Below are 14,885 nucleotides of genomic sequence, written 5' to 3'. Positions count from 1 at the left end.
CCTTGTTACTCCGCTTGGTCAAAATTACATTCTGAATTTTTTAATTGAAGATCGTAACTCTTTTGTTCTGCGGTTAATTTAATGTTCACATGATAAGGATTGCTACGTTGGAATTGATGTTCAAAAAATTTTGGACAGCTATGGACCAAATTTTTTTTCATCATGGTTTTAACTTTTTGGTCACCAATATCCTGCGCAAATTGTTTGAAGTCTGGTGACGTAATTAAACCAGAAATCTCCATATGGTCTGCGTATAGGCGCATTTTTTCGATCACGATATTCTGATCCAGCTGGTAAGGCATGGTGCGTGAATCTTCATCACTGATATAGTCAAGAATTTCATTCAGTGCAGCGCTATTTTTAATACCGTAATTGTTATCGACGATTTTTTTCTTTACGAGATATTGATCTAAGTCAGTGGGTTGGGCGAGGGCTAAAGTGCTCACTGTGCTGGTGAGTAGTGTTAAGATAATTGTTTTAAATTGCATAAGATCAAATCACTTATAGATGTTATGGTTTTGATTATAGCCTTGCTCATAGAAAATAAGCACCCGAAGGTGCTTATTTAGAATGAAAAATTAGTCTTTTTTTAGATTTTCATTGATTAAGAATTCAACCAAGGCCTTTTGTGCATGCAAGCGATTCTCCGCCTCATCCCATACCACAGCATTCATATGATCTAACATGGTTTCTGAAATTTCTTCACCACGATGTGCAGGGAGGCAGTGCATAAATAAGCAATCTGAGTGTGCCAGACTCATTAATCGTTCGTTGACTTGATAATCTGCAAACGCTTTTGCACGAATTTTCTGTTCTTCTTCCTGCCCCATGCTTGCCCAAACATCAGTCACAATCAGGTCGGCATTCACTGCAGCATCTTCGGCTGAATCAACCAATTCTACACAATGGGCAAATTCTGAGAGAAATTTCTCTTGCGGTTCATAGCCTTTTGGCGCTGCAATTTTCAATTTAAAGCCCCACATATGCGCGGCTTCAATATATGAATTGCACATATTGTTACCATCGCCAATCCAAGCAACGGTTTTACCTTGGATTGAACCGCGGTGTTCAAGGAAGGTTTGCATATCTGCAAGCAACTGACATGGATGATGGTCATCGGTCAGGGCATTAATGACAGGCACTTTAGAGTAAGAAGCAAAACGTTCAACAATCTCATGGCCGAAAGTACGAATCATCACAACGTCGAGCATGCTTGAGATTACGCGTGCCGAATCTTCAATCGGTTCTCCACGACCTAGCTGCGTGTCACGAGGAGAAAGAAAAATTGCGCTTCCACCAAATTGGCTCATACCAGCTTCAAACGAAACACGTGTACGGGTACTCGATTTTTCAAAAATCATCCCCATAACTTTGCCAACGAATGGTTGAAAAACTTCGTTATTGTGTTGCTTTCGTTTTAGTTCGATCGCACGGTGCAAAATTTGGTTGAGTTCTAAAGTCGATAAATCACGTAATGTTAGAAAGTGACGCAGAGCCATAGTTACTCCACAATAATTGCCGTCTTTGGTAGTACAACAATTAGTTGTTGGTTGGTTAAAAGAAAAGACTAACATTTATATACTATAAGTGTCAGTAAATGCAAAAAAACTAGGCTTTTTGATGACCGTCTAAGAAGCGATCGACACAGTACTGAATATATTTCAGGTTTTCTTGCTCATTCTCTTGCTCATAAATGTTCATGAGCACTTGCCACTCGAGATTCCGAATAATGCCAAAAAATAGCTGTGCTGAATAAGCGGGTTCTGTACAGGTAATTAATCCGAGCTCATCTGCTCGAGTTAAGATGCATGCAATTGCACTTTGGATATGTTTTGGACCTTGTTCGTGAATATATTGTGCAAGTTGTGTACTACGCTGCGTTTGTTCAAAAATAAGCCGAAAAAAAGCAGCATTATCGGGCAGGACCAAATGGGTTTGAAGATTTAATAAGGTTTGAATCAGATACGTGCGTAAATCATCTTTTTCAATATCAAATGGCAAACAAATATCTTTAAAAAACTGTTCACGGCGGTAGTCACAAATTGCAGTGAACAAACCTTCTTTATTGCCAAAATATTTGTAGATGGATGCTTTGGAGCCACCCGCATGATTAACGATGTCATCTAGCGATACGGCATCATAGCCATGCTTTAAAAACAACTCGTTTGCACTCAATAAAAACGCAAGACAACGCTCATGACCACGTTTAGTTTGAGCAACATCTCGTGCGAGAGGTTCTAAATCAGCGATATCATGCATGTTCAGGAACGCGTGTAATTAAAAAATTACTTGAAATTATAGCAAAAGTTTGCACAAGTTTTCTTAATCCCTAGGATTTATATGTATTTATCGTGTTATGAGGTTAATTAATAACACTATATTTTTTTATATTATGTTTTCTTAAGTTGAGAGGATCTAGCACACGTGAAGGGCTGATTCAGCCTTAATCTGAATTAAAACAACATGGAGAAGAGGTTCTCCATGTTAGGCGATCTATTGCAACAAGAATGATTCAATAGGAATACTAAAGATGATAATTAAAGCGCAATCACTTTGACTAAAATGGTTTGGCTTTCCTCAAAATCATCTTGAATTTGTTTGCGATGCAATTCTTTGCTTTTTACTTTGAACTCACGGTTTTGAAATTGAATCACCAATGGAATCTGATCAAAATATTGACCATCGACATCCAGTTCTTCTTCAAACAGTGGTGTGCCAAGTTGGTAATCTTTACTTTTTAAAACCACATATTTGACGGTTGTTTTCATTCTAATGTCTGCCTTTGTTTCCATGCTTTATTTTTAGTTGTATCAGTTTTTAACTGGGGAATAAACAGTTATGCTTATGGTTTGTTTATGAATTGGACAAACACTCCCTTGAATCAAGGTTTTGTCCAATTTTTGGGGGAAGCTATGCTCAAGCGATGCTGTAATGAATTGGAACGACAGCAACTTAAAATTGCTTTTGTCGAGAGCGCGAGTTCTGGGTTCTTGTGCAGTCAATTTTCAATCTATAAGCATAGTGGCGCAGATATCTTATTGGGCAGTATAGTGTGTTATGACCCCAGTATAAAGTTAGAAATCTTGCAGCTTGATCCTGCCTTAATTGAGCGCTATAGCGCTGAGTCTGCTGAGGTCACTACGGCCTTGGCTTATGCAGGACAGCAGTTATTTGCAGCAGCCGATGTGATTGTAGCGTGTACCGGACTCTTAAAGCCTGGAGGAAGTGCCACGCCAGAAAAACCCGAGGGAACATTCTATATTTCCATTCTTTTTAATGATCAATGCCATGACTATCATTATTGGATTGCAGGAACGCCCAAACGGCGACTTGAACAATTGACGGAGTATGTTGCGAATTCCGTCTATCAGCTGATTACGTTTAAAAAAATTAGCCGCTAGTTTTTATGGCTCCTTGAGAGTTTGGTTAATAATGTTTCATTATTGTCTGTAAATGTCAAAATTTGTCACATTTTTGGATTGTAAATGTAGTGTAAACGTGTCTAAATAGACCTACCTCTGAAGAAATAGAGGGTGAGGTATGAAAGCTTTAGAATTATTAATCACGTCATCGTCGGTTTTGATGTTGATGCTAGTAATTTATGCCTTTGGGCAAATGATGCACTAATCGTCTTGTAAGTATGTGAATACGTTGCAAAGCAAAAAATAAACCCTAGTTTGCATGACTAGGGTTTATGCTATGCGGTTTTAAAATGATTCATTTTAACTCCACCAATAGCGCAAAATGTGAAAGAAAATTGGTGCAGAAAAACAAATGGAATCAAGACGATCTAACATACCACCATGTCCGTGAATAAGTTGCCCCCAGTCTTTGACACCACGATCGCGTTTAATGGCAGACATGACCAAACCACCAAAGAATCCAAAGATACAGACAATCAATCCGATCAAGGCTGCTTGCCAGTAACTAAATGGCGTTAACCATTTCATCACGATGCCTAGACTGGTCGCTAAGAAAATACCGCCTAACAGCCCCTCTATTGTTTTTGAAGGCGAAAGGATTGGGGCAACCGGATGTTTGCCAAAGAGTTTTCCGCAAACATATTGTAAAACATCTGAAGCTTGAACGACGATAATTAGCCAAATTGCCAACCAGATTTTTTCGCCAGCAAAGCCGGGGAGTTTTAAGTTCATCAAGGCGGGGACATGAGAAATACAGAATACGCAGACCATTAATCCCCATTGGATTTTGGCGCTGCGTTCTAGAAAGTGCTTGGTATCTTCTTGTTTTAAGCTGGCAATCGGGATCAGCAAAAAGACATATAGGGGAATAAAGATGGAATACAAGCCATACCAGTCAATATAGATGAGATAATACTGGTAAGGAATCACAAAATAAAATGCGATCAGTAATGGAAAATAATCACCACGTCGTGTGGGCAATAGACTGATAAATTCACGGAGTGCGAACAGGGAAATTAAGGCAAACAATAAAATAAAGGTGACCTTACCCAGTAAGATTGATGTCGCAAGGACAATCAACATCACCCACCAGGCATTAATGCGCGCATTTAAGTTGTCAATAACAGGTGAAATTTGATGTGCATTACGTTGCTTGAGTATCCAGCCGACCGTAGAGGCAAAGATTAAAATTCCAGTGAAAATAGCAAAGAGCAAATAGGTTTGCTGTAAATTATTGACGGTCATTGGAATTCGACCTCTTTTAATGCCAATAATGCTTGTTCCGCTTGCTGCAAGAACTCTGATTTAGGCAGATCGGGCTGTAAGTTTAAAGGTGCTCCAAAAATAACAGTGGAAAGCAAGGGTAGTGGCACTAAGGCACCTTTAGGCATGACACGTTTAAGATTAGAAATCCACACAGGAATGACTTCTACTTCAGGAAACTGCTGGCTTAAATGATATAGCCCACTTTTAAAGGGCAGCAATTCAATATCATCATTCAAATTTCGGGTACCTTCAGGAAAGAAAATAATGGAGTCACCTTGTTGCAGCACCGTCTTAATGGGTTCTAGTGGATCTAAAGGACCATGTTGGCTCCTTTGGATGGTAACGCCAGTAAAGGTGTCATGAATAAGAAAACGTCGAAAACCATCTTTTAGCCAATAATCAGAGGCGGCTACAGGTCTGGTTCTACGGCGGACAGGCGTCGGTAAGGACGACCACAATAAAATAAAGTCGATGTGACTATTATGATTGGCGTAATAAATCCGTTGTTTGGTGGCGGGCTGACATCCGACCCATAAACTGCGAGCACCTGTAAGAAGACGGGCACTGCGACGAGTTAGAAATGCAATAGTGCGGGCAAGCGTTTGACTCAAGAAATGTGTTTTACGGGGAACTTCGGATGGGGAAGCGTGGGGATTTGGCATAAAGTCACCGTATTTATTCTTGTTGTAATAAAAATATCATGAGTATGAGTAAAACGATATATTGGCAGACCACCACCATCACATGCAGTTTAAACAGATGCAAACAGCCTGCAAGGCGGTCTTGCCATGGGCGGGCACATTTTTCTGAGGGAATGAGATTGAGTTCGACTAAGCTTTGATCCAGTAGTATGGTTTTGTGGTCTAACTGTAATTCATCTTCGGTAGGGTTAGAAGTTGTGAGTAACTCGAGAACTTCGGCATCAAAACGCAGGCGAATGCTGAGATAATGTTGCAGCAGACATAACAAAAAAATGCAGAACAGGCTGAGATAAAGCCAGACCGAATACCATGCATAAAAAAATAGCCGAATATAGACAAGCTGAATGCGACATAGCCAGAATTGCGTATGCCATCGGTATTACGCAATAGCTTTGCGACAAGCTGTAGTTTCATAATTTTGCCTTTAAGTATTCTGCTTGATAAGTGTTTAAGGCTTCGAGTTGTGCGCTGTTTAAGACAATCCACGGGCGGGCACGGTGTATTATTTGCACGGCCTCTACTACATGATGGGCTTGCTGGGTATAGAGTAGCCATGCTGCTAATATACTGCTACTACGTGAATAGCCCAAAGCACAGAAAATCAGAATTTTACTCGGCTTGTGTTGGATTAATTCATTGAGAGCCAATACGCCATTGGCCAATTGCTGCGGCTGTAAAGGAATTAGGTCTAGACTTAAAGCTTGCTGGTAGGTTTGTCGTGGAGTCAGGGGAAGTTCTGCGCAACAGTCCAATAAGGCTTCATAGTGTTGTGCCTGTATTGAGGACGGGATGCGTCCCAAAAAAATGGAAGTTTGATTGACTTCAAGTACCAAGCTGTCTTTTTGATGCGAGCGTGTCCAGATCCGGCTGTTGAGTTTGGCGAGGGCAAAATAAGGAACAAACAAGATCCATGCAGCCAAGGTCATGCTGCCATTAGCTTGCTTCTGGAAAAAATGAAATCGGTTGAGAGCATACGCCGTGGCGACCAGTAAGAAGCTACTGGCAGGATAAGTGAGCCATAGTGCCCAGCCCTGAAAATAAGCCGCGATACAGGTTAATACCGCTGAAGCAAACAAGTAATAACCGGCAAGTTTTAAATGCTTGACGGTTTTATACTGCATGGATTGGGCTTGAAATGGAGATTTTCCTTGTAATGGGAATAGCCATAAGCAGAATGCACCGACCCAAATTCCTGTAGGGATATCGATAAAATGATGTTGCCAAGTGGTTAAGACCGAGATGCCAATCAGGCTACACCATAGATGTACCAGCCAACGAGCGCTAGGTTTGATATGGCGAGCATAGAAATCCCATAAAATGATCAGCAGGACGATATGTAAGGATGGGGCTTGGTTAAATGGCTTGTCAAAACCCATAAGGATATCAAACCACAGGCCAAAGAATCCGTGTAATTCGGGGCGTTCAAAACTGAATTTCAGCGGGAACAATAAAAAGCAGCTAATCGAGATCAGTTGAGCTGAAAATAAACGGAAGGCATGTTGGCGAAGTTCAAATTTATTCCAGCACAACAGCAAAGAGAGACCATAAAACAGGTCAATCGACCAATAAGGCACAATCGTCCACGGCCATAAAGGAATATACTTTTCCCAAGAGAATACAATACTGGGCACATCGATGAGTCCCGCAGCATAGTGATTGGCAAAACCATAACTGAGAAAGAAAAATGGGGCTAAAAAAATTAGGCAGAGCAGCCCCCATAGCCACGTACCTGCCTGATGATCTAGTTTAAGCATGGATGGCTAAGACTCGATTTTCTGTGCAACAGACACAGTGAAAATGCCATATTCATCAATACACTGATCAATTTTTTTAAATCCTGCTTGTTCGACCAGCGCATCCATTTCGGCTTGCGCACGTAACCGCATGACCCATGCTTCACCCTGACGATGGGAAGTTAGGGCGCGTGCAATGAATTCCTGCTGTGGATGCCAGATTTGCCCGGTATAAATTAAATAACCATCCTTTAACAGGGCTTTATTTAATCCAGCCAAAGACTGACGTAACAGGTTGTTATCGCTAAACAGCTCATAAAGTCCGGACACCACAGCCAGTGTCGCTTTCGGTTTAATATTGGCTAAAGATTCTGTATCAAAGGCATCTGCTTGTACAAAGGTTGCAATATCACCTAAACCACGCTCATCAATTAAACTTCTTCCGGCTTCTACATTCAGCTCGCTATAGTCGCGCAGCAAAATTGACTCGGGGCGTTTCGGGAGTTGTGTAACTGCATCCAGAATGTAGCGTCCATGGCCCGAGGCAATATCCAAAATTCGTACAGGCTTGCGCTTTTTGACTAATTGCTGCGCGTATTTTTGTAAAAGCTGTTCAATATGTTGCTTACGGATACGGATGCCGCGCCAACCGATGGCATTCAAATAGTGGTGGTCGATTAGTTGCCCCAATCGATTTTGACTTTCGGGTTGATTGCGATAGACAAAGTCTAAGGTGCTTCCAGAGTCATATCCAGTTTGTTCACCAATTTTAAGCCCGATAGAAAACAAGCTGCCAAACTTAAGTTGACGCTGAGTCAGACTCCAAAACATTTGTTTGAGCGACTTTTCAGGTAGAGGCTGGCTAAACTGTTCAGCCGCAGAGCAGCTTGCACCAATTTTATCGGCATTCAGCACAGCGGGGGCTTGGTATGGTGTGGCATAACACTGTTGAATAAAGCGTTTGATTTTATGAATCGCTATAGCACGGTCTTTTTCGCCCAAGGTATCGTGATAAAAACCTTCTAGAATATGGAACTCTTTATTGGGATGAGATAAGCGCTCATAAAATTCATATTGGGGTTTTTGCTGCACCACAAAATCTGAACCTGAACACAAGACTTGCGTGGGAACATAAATATTTTGCGCATCTTTGACCAGTCGTTCTGCGGCATCATAAAGCCCGAGCAGCATTCGGACTGAGATGGCACGTGCAATTTTAGGATCATGTTCATATTGCTGTGCACGTTCAGGGTCATGCGTCAGCATTTTGGCTTTTACATAACTCTGAATAAAGAAATTGCCTTTTAACTTTCTGAGTAACGTTAATCCCGTTTTGGCAAAAGGTACATACAGTTTAATGTCAAATGCAGGTGAGGCTAAACACAGGGCTCGAATTTTAGGGGCATAGTCATGCACCCATGTCGCAGCCAACACAGCGCCTACACTCTGTCCGATAATGGCAATATTTTCAGAGGGAATGGCATAGTTTTGTTCAATATGTTGGATAAAATATTGAATATCTTTGACGCACGCAGAAAAACTTGGTGCATCACCACGCTCACCTGGGGAGTCGCCGTGTCCACGTGCGTCCCATGCAAAGAAATCAAAATCGGGCAATCCTAATTCTTCAACCAAATGCGCCATGCGTCCTGAGTGCTCATGCCCTCGGTGGAACATCACAATCGCTTTCTTCTCGGCATGATTGGTGGCTGCCCAGTGTTGGTAAAATATAGCTTCGCCATCATGGCTAATAAAATGGTGCTGACTATTCTTGTGATGCATGTTTTATAGTCCTGAAAATGATCAATATAATGAATTAATTTGTCGTATTTTGAATAGCGTGATGTATACGGTTATAAATGGTCACAAGCAATAAGAGGATGATGAACGTTAATAGGCCATTGCCGATATAGGTGAGATGTTGTTCCGTGACAAAGTCAGCACAATAAGGGCTGGCGACAAACAGAATTGCCAATAGACTAAACCAAAAAGCGCGGTCACTTTTACCCATCGGGCCATCATAACGGCGCTCTTGCCCAATTAAAGGCGCCATTACGCCTGCATATTCACTCACAATCGCGAGAAATATGGTCAATAAAACGAGTGGGGTTGAAATAAAGCTAAGCACAATAAAGCACAAATAGAGCGCCGTGTCTGAAATAACATCACATAATTCATTTAGATAAGCCCCCAATTTAGATTGCTGTTGAAATTCACGCGCCAACATACCGTCAATCGCATTAAAGGCCATACGAATAAGCATCCAAACGGGAATGCTGATGAAATACCATGCCGATGCAGTCGGGGAAGAATGAAAAACATATCCAAGATAAGCTGCTAAAAATACGGAAATAAACATCGCCAATACGGTGACTTGATTCGCCGTTACACCACGGTGATATAAGCCACGAACCATGGGGCGTAATAAATTTTGAAAAGCGGGTTTAAGCTGATAGATCGAAGGCATGTTTATTTTTAAGTATCATATTCTGGCTAAATTGTACTCATTTCAGGAAGTTGAATTCAAGTAGTGTGAATTTTAAAATAAAATAGCCTAAGCATCTTTCACAATTTAAGCCTGAAATGCCTATAATTGGTTTAATTTATTGAAGAGCTCCCAGTAGATGACACCAGCTTGTAAATTACTTAAAAGTAAAAAAATTGATTTTTCTATTCATGAATATGAACATGATGCCAATGCGAAAAGTTTTGGTCTTGAGGCGGCTGAAAAATTGAATCTCAAGGTCGAAGAAGTATTTAAAACGCTATTGGTGACCGATGATAAAAATTACTACGTTGCGGTTTTACCTGTTCATCATTTATTAAATTTAAAAAAAGTTGCGACAGCCGTTGGGGCAAAAAAATTGCATATGGCAGACCCTAAAGATGCTGAAAGATTAACGGGATATTTGGTTGGCGGAATTAGCCCAATCGGGCAGAAAAAACGACTAAAGACCGTCATTGATCGTAGTGCTCAAAGTTTAACGAAAATTTATGTCAGTGGCGGTAAGCGTGGTCTGGATATTGGCTTGGCACCGCAAGATTTAGCTGAAGTATTGGGGGCAATATTTGCAGATGTTATTGATGAATAAAGCCGAGAAGTATTGATTGACTGATTAATCAACAGATTTGCTTACATGAATTAACATTAAGCTTAATAAAAAACACAAAAAATAGCCTATTGTTTAAGTTTTAGATTAATTATTAATCAATATTATTTCATATCGTGTCATTTCTGCTCCAAGGTTATTTTTTTGATTAGGCTAAAAGCTGTACATAACAATAATTTGAGGAGCATAAATGCTGAAATTTCATGATGATGTGATTTTGGGTGCAATTTTTGATATGGATGGAACAATGTTTGATACTGAGCGGCTTCGGTTTCAAACCTTGAAACAGGCATCTCAAGAATTGATAGGTCAAGCATTTTCAAATGATTACCTGATGGCATGTTTAGGACTGAGTGCCAAAACCGCGCATGCCTTAGCACAGAAAACTTATGGTACAGATATTCCGTATGCCGAAATCCGTAAACGGGCAGATGAACTGGAGTTAGAGTCTGTCCGCACTCATGGCGTACCTATTAAAAAAGGGCTGGTGCAGGTTTTAGAGCGGTTAAGAAAGTCTGGCTTACGCATGGCGGTTGCGACCTCCAGTCGACGTGCTATTGCAGAAGAATACTTAATTAATGCCAATGTTTATAAATTCTTTGATGTAGTGGTTTGTGGTGATGAAGTCGAAAAAGGTAAACCACATCCTGAGATTTTTCTCACTGCCGCAGAAAAGCTTAATTTAAAGCCCGAACATTGTTTGATGTTTGAAGATTCAGAAAATGGCGTGACTTCAGCCTATGAGGCTAACGGCATTACGATCTTGCTCAAAGACATTAAGCCCGCGAATGCCAATATGCGAGGCAAAGCCAATTATTATTATGAATGCATGTATGACTGCTTGGCAGATTTAGATTGTTATACCAGTAAGCAAGACTTGCCTCAGTTACAGGATACTTTCCCGCAAACATTGAATCAGCTCACGGTTGGGATTCATGGTTTTGGTGCGATTGGTGGTGGATACTTGGCGCAGATTTTGTCACATTGGGATGGTTATACCCGCCCCAAGCGTTTGATTGCATCGACACGCAATAGTTTGTTTCGAGAAGCAGTGAATGCTTTTGGTGGATACTGTATTCGCTATGGACAAATCTCTTACGATGAACACATTAATAATATGTCGGTAATTGATGCAGATGATGAACTGCAAATGACCGAGATGTATGTGGAATCAAGCCTGATTGCGGTTTGTTTACCCGAAAGTGCATTGCAACATGAATTAAAAATGATGGCGAAAGGCCTTTATGCACGCCATATCTCACAAAATGGATCAGCCAAAGAGCCTTTAACACTCTTAATTATTCTAAACAAGGTCAATGCAAAGCAGTTGTTTATGGATGAATTGCGCAAATCCTTGAATGAGTTGACCAGTGTGGGAATTACCGAGCAGATTCTACAGCAGCATTATTTCTGTGATACGGTGGTGAACCGTATGGTGTCTAAGTTAAGTGAGAAAAATCTCTATCGGCAATTAAAAATCAAATACAGTATTTTTAAGCAGTTTCAGGAAGAGGCAGATACTGATAGTGCAGACAGTGTAGATATCGAGGAAAGTACTAAATTAAGCTCCACTCAGGAGCATCAGGCCTCTGTATATATTGAAGACTTGCGTCGTAACTTCCAGCCTAGCCATATTTTGCAAAGCATGGATTTAATCCTATTTCATGCAGAACTGGACATGCCCATCTATGTAGAGAATCAAAGTCCATTACTGAGTAAAATGCGGCAAATGATTTTGGTGGATGATATTTCTGAAATTCAGCTCATCAAAAACCGCTTGTGGAACGGCACACACGCCATGATGGCATGGTATGCCAGTTTGCTGGGTCATGAAAGTATAGGTGTAGCCATGGGCGACATGCGGATTCAGCAGTTTACGCAAGCTGTACTGACTCAGGTTAAAAGCGGACTGTTACAGCAGCTTCCGCATCGAGAGGCAGATTTAAAGCGCCTAACTCAAAGTTTTATGGATTCCTGCCGTTTTGCCTTTAAAGACCCTTGTAGCCGTGTCGCGCGAGATCCTCTACGCAAATTAGAGAGAACAGAACGTGTTTTGGCCTCATTGCAACAGCAATTAGCAAGTGGAAAGGCGTATGATCAGCTTCTTGCAGGGGCAATCATGGGCTATGCCTATGCGCATAGGCAAGATCAAGTGGCACTCGAGGATGTGCTGCTAGCTATGCGGCAGGAAGTCGAGATGTTATTGCTTCCTGTATCGCAGCAACAAGCGCTTTTGTTGCAATTAAAACAAGGGCTGAGCTATCTGTTACAGCGGCCCGAACAGTTTCAACCCCGTGAAATTCAGCATTATGTGCAAACCTTCTCTGCAGATTGCGCATAATTTGAATTATTTTCAGGTCAAACTGAATATTTCTAAAGGTTACCCTACATAACTGCATGAAATAACGTGTTTTAATAGCGCTTTTAGCATCAAGCGATTTAACCCTGTGTTTTTAACGTCTACAAGCCAAGTGGTTCCTACACAGCGCCGTGATTATCCAGAATGGCATCATGGTCGGGAACACTTTGCCTTGTGGTATATCGAGTTGCAAGATCCCGACTTGATTTTGTATCTTAATCAAGTTCGGGATTATTTTTCTGATTTTTTGCTGTTGCCGAATAAGCGACAATTTCATATCACCCTGTTTGTATGTGGGTTTTTAGCAAAAGAGGGCATGAGCCGTGATGATGACTTCACATTCGCTCAGTTTCAACAACAACAGGCACAATTAAAATTACAACAGCCGAGTCCATTCAAACTAACAATCGCGCAGGTCAATAGCTTTCATAGTGCCTTGTTTTTAGAGGTACAAGATCCTGATGGAGTTTTGAGTGCAATTCGCACGCAATGTGCGCAGTTTAGTGATGAAATCGCAGCGTTAACGTATTGTCCGCATATTACTTTGGGGTTATATAACGCCGCGTTTCCAAGTCAGACCATATTAGACAAAATAGCCTCCTTTAAAAGCCATGCCTTTGAGATAGAGATTACTCAGCTGAATTTTGGCTATTATCAAGCTCAGGTCTTACAAGGGCCTTTATATTCTCTTCAGACTGTTACGTTAGGTGAAGTATGTTGCAACTGATATTAGGCGGTGCACGTTCGGGCAAAAGTCGTCTCGCTGAAAAAATTGCTCAGGATTCAGGTTTAATGGTTCATTATGTTGCCACAGCACAAGCCTTAGATGCAGAAATGCAGTCGCGGATAGCGCATCATCAGGCACAACGTCCTACACATTGGCTACTGAGTGAAGAGCCGCTGTATTTGGCAGATCGTCTACTCGCGATTGATGCTCCTCAGCAATTAATTTTGATTGATTGTCTGACGTTATGGATGACAAATTTGCTTTTGGCCGATGATCAATCCTTGTTTCAGCAGCAAATACAAAAACTTCTCGAGATTTTACCGCAATTACAGTCAGAAATTGTGATGGTGAGTAATGAAACTGGTTTGGGCGTTGTGCCGCTTGGAGCATTAAGTCGTACATTTGTAGATGAGTCAGGGCGATTACATCAGCAATTGGCCCACATCGCCCATAAAGTCCTGTTTTGTGTCGCAGGATTATCCATGCAATTAAAAGGAGAGCAAACGTGAGTTGGTGGTTAGCAGCGTGTAAACAGCCGAATACTGAAATGCAACAACGTGCAGAAGCCCGTCAATTACAGTTGACTAAACCGACTGGCTCTTTGTCGGAATTAGAGCGTATCGCAATTTTGCTGGCGAGTTTGCAGCAAACAGAACAACCGAACATTAATACGCCGTGGATTTGTATCTTTGCGGGGGATCATGGCGTCATGGCGGAGAATATCTCAGCCTATCCGCAGGCAGTTACGCGGCAGATGCTCTTGAATTTCACCACGGGTGGAGCATGTATTAGTGTGATTTCCAAAGAGTACGCGGCTACGCTTCAAGTCATTGACTGCGGTACGGTAGGTGAAGCCTATCAATATCCGCTGGTAGAAACGCACTGTATTGCACCAGGAACAGCCAATTTTGCCAAACAAGCCGCTATGACCGAGCAGCAATGTCTGCAAGCTATGGCACTGGGTCAACAGAGCGTTGAACGTGCCGTAGCGGCTGGTGCTTCAATTTATGTTGCCGGTGAAATGGGGATTGGTAATACCTGTTCTGCTTCAGCGTTGGCTTGTTTGTTATTGAATGAACCCGCAGAGCAATTGACCGGTGTGGGGACAGGCATTCGTGCGGAACAATTGGCGCATAAGAAGCATGTGATTGATCAAGCCATCGTGTTACATCGTAATGCTGTTCAAGAGGATGCCTTTAAAGCCTTATGCGCAGTGGGTGGATTGGAAATTGCAGCGATGGTGGGAGCATATATCCGCTGTGCCCAGTTAGGTTTAGCCATGGTGGTTGATGGTTTTATCAGTACGGCAGCAGCATTGGTTGCGGTAAAGTTAAATCCAGCTGTACGTGCATGGATGTTGTTTGGACATCAGTCAGCCGAATATGGACATCAACGCCTATTACAAGAATTACATGCAGAACCTATTTTAAAATTGAATTTACGCCTAGGTGAAGCCAGTGGTGCGGGGGCTGCTTTAGGAATTATTAAGCTGGCATGCAGCCTTCATAATCAAATGGCAACCTTTGCTGAAGCCGCTGTAATTGGTGAGAAAATATAGAGCCCTCAT

Annotated in this window: 16 protein-coding genes; 6 read left to right on the top strand and 10 right to left on the bottom strand. The window is 41.6% G+C overall.

Features of this window, described 5'->3' with window-relative positions; all coding sequences use genetic code 11:
* Positions 1-5 precede the first annotated feature (5 nt).
* The 4 genes from ACX17N_RS08725 to ACX17N_RS08710 form a co-directional block, all read right to left on the bottom strand.
* Positions 6-488 carry a hypothetical protein gene (locus ACX17N_RS08725; RefSeq protein ID WP_458892172.1) on the bottom strand — a complete coding sequence of 161 codons (483 nt, stop codon included), beginning with the start codon at positions 486-488 and terminating at the stop codon, positions 6-8.
* Between the two features lie 90 nt (positions 489-578).
* Entirely contained in the window at positions 579-1,499 is a 921-nt protein-coding gene (gene argF / locus ACX17N_RS08720; protein WP_458892171.1) for an ornithine carbamoyltransferase, read from the bottom strand.
* 109 nt (positions 1,500-1,608) lie between these two features.
* The gene (locus tag ACX17N_RS08715; RefSeq protein WP_458892170.1) at positions 1,609-2,259 is read right to left on the bottom strand and encodes a TetR/AcrR family transcriptional regulator; all 651 of its coding nucleotides are present in this window, start codon (positions 2,257-2,259) and stop codon (positions 1,609-1,611) included.
* Positions 2,260-2,537: 278 nt separating this feature from the next.
* The gene (locus ACX17N_RS08710) at positions 2,538-2,768 is read right to left on the bottom strand and encodes a hypothetical protein (RefSeq protein ID WP_458892169.1); all 231 of its coding nucleotides are present in this window, start codon (positions 2,766-2,768) and stop codon (positions 2,538-2,540) included.
* A gap of 144 nt (positions 2,769-2,912) precedes the next feature.
* Between ACX17N_RS08710 and ACX17N_RS08705 the strand changes: the two genes are divergently transcribed.
* Complete coding sequence (locus ACX17N_RS08705) at positions 2,913-3,401, top strand: CinA family protein (RefSeq protein WP_458892247.1); 489 nt, start codon at positions 2,913-2,915, stop codon at positions 3,399-3,401.
* 321 nt (positions 3,402-3,722) lie between these two features.
* Here the strand turns inward: ACX17N_RS08705 and ACX17N_RS08700 are convergent, their stop codons facing one another.
* The 6 genes from ACX17N_RS08700 to ACX17N_RS08675 form a co-directional block, all read right to left on the bottom strand.
* Positions 3,723-4,667 carry a phosphatidate cytidylyltransferase gene (locus tag ACX17N_RS08700; RefSeq protein ID WP_458892168.1) on the bottom strand — a complete coding sequence of 315 codons (945 nt, stop codon included), beginning with the start codon at positions 4,665-4,667 and terminating at the stop codon, positions 3,723-3,725.
* The gene (locus ACX17N_RS08695; protein ID WP_458892167.1) at positions 4,664-5,350 is read right to left on the bottom strand and encodes a lysophospholipid acyltransferase family protein; all 687 of its coding nucleotides are present in this window, start codon (positions 5,348-5,350) and stop codon (positions 4,664-4,666) included. The genes ACX17N_RS08700 and ACX17N_RS08695 overlap by 4 nt, the downstream gene beginning before the upstream one ends.
* A gap of 13 nt (positions 5,351-5,363) precedes the next feature.
* On the bottom strand, positions 5,364-5,657 hold the full coding sequence (locus ACX17N_RS08690; RefSeq protein ID WP_458892166.1) for a hypothetical protein: 294 nt from the start codon (positions 5,655-5,657) through the stop codon (positions 5,364-5,366).
* 142 nt (positions 5,658-5,799) lie between these two features.
* The gene (locus ACX17N_RS08685) at positions 5,800-7,143 is read right to left on the bottom strand and encodes a phosphatase PAP2/dual specificity phosphatase family protein (RefSeq protein ID WP_458892165.1); all 1,344 of its coding nucleotides are present in this window, start codon (positions 7,141-7,143) and stop codon (positions 5,800-5,802) included.
* A 6-nt stretch (positions 7,144-7,149) separates the two neighbouring features.
* Complete coding sequence (locus ACX17N_RS08680; RefSeq protein ID WP_458892164.1) at positions 7,150-8,904, bottom strand: bifunctional alpha/beta hydrolase/class I SAM-dependent methyltransferase; 1,755 nt, start codon at positions 8,902-8,904, stop codon at positions 7,150-7,152.
* Between the two features lie 34 nt (positions 8,905-8,938).
* Positions 8,939-9,589 (bottom strand): CDP-alcohol phosphatidyltransferase family protein, encoded by a 651-nt coding sequence (locus ACX17N_RS08675; protein WP_458892163.1) that lies wholly within the window; start codon positions 9,587-9,589, stop codon positions 8,939-8,941.
* Between the two features lie 157 nt (positions 9,590-9,746).
* On the opposite strand from ACX17N_RS08675, the gene ybaK reads away from it, so the two are divergent.
* The 5 genes from ybaK (at position 9,747) to cobT (ending at position 14,876) form a co-directional block, all read left to right on the top strand.
* Complete coding sequence (gene ybaK, locus ACX17N_RS08670; RefSeq protein WP_458892162.1) at positions 9,747-10,214, top strand: Cys-tRNA(Pro) deacylase; 468 nt, start codon at positions 9,747-9,749, stop codon at positions 10,212-10,214.
* A 208-nt stretch (positions 10,215-10,422) separates the two neighbouring features.
* Positions 10,423-12,573: a bifunctional mannitol-1-phosphate dehydrogenase/phosphatase gene (gene mtlD / locus ACX17N_RS08665; RefSeq protein ID WP_458892161.1), complete on the top strand. Its 2,151-nt coding sequence runs from the start codon at positions 10,423-10,425 to the stop codon at positions 12,571-12,573.
* Positions 12,574-12,703: 130 nt separating this feature from the next.
* Entirely contained in the window at positions 12,704-13,318 is a 615-nt protein-coding gene (locus ACX17N_RS08660; RefSeq protein WP_458892246.1) for a 2'-5' RNA ligase family protein, read from the top strand.
* Positions 13,306-13,827, top strand: coding sequence for a bifunctional adenosylcobinamide kinase/adenosylcobinamide-phosphate guanylyltransferase (gene cobU, locus ACX17N_RS08655; protein WP_458892160.1), 522 nt, complete (start codon positions 13,306-13,308; stop codon positions 13,825-13,827). The genes ACX17N_RS08660 and cobU overlap by 13 nt, the downstream gene beginning before the upstream one ends.
* Positions 13,824-14,876: a nicotinate-nucleotide--dimethylbenzimidazole phosphoribosyltransferase gene (cobT, locus tag ACX17N_RS08650; RefSeq protein ID WP_458892159.1), complete on the top strand. Its 1,053-nt coding sequence runs from the start codon at positions 13,824-13,826 to the stop codon at positions 14,874-14,876. The genes cobU and cobT overlap by 4 nt, the downstream gene beginning before the upstream one ends.
* Positions 14,877-14,885: the final 9 nt, after the last annotated feature.

The sequence above is a fragment of the Acinetobacter sp. GXMZU3951 genome (genome assembly GCF_054457875.1).
This window is presented reverse-complemented; position numbering and strand designations above follow the sequence as displayed.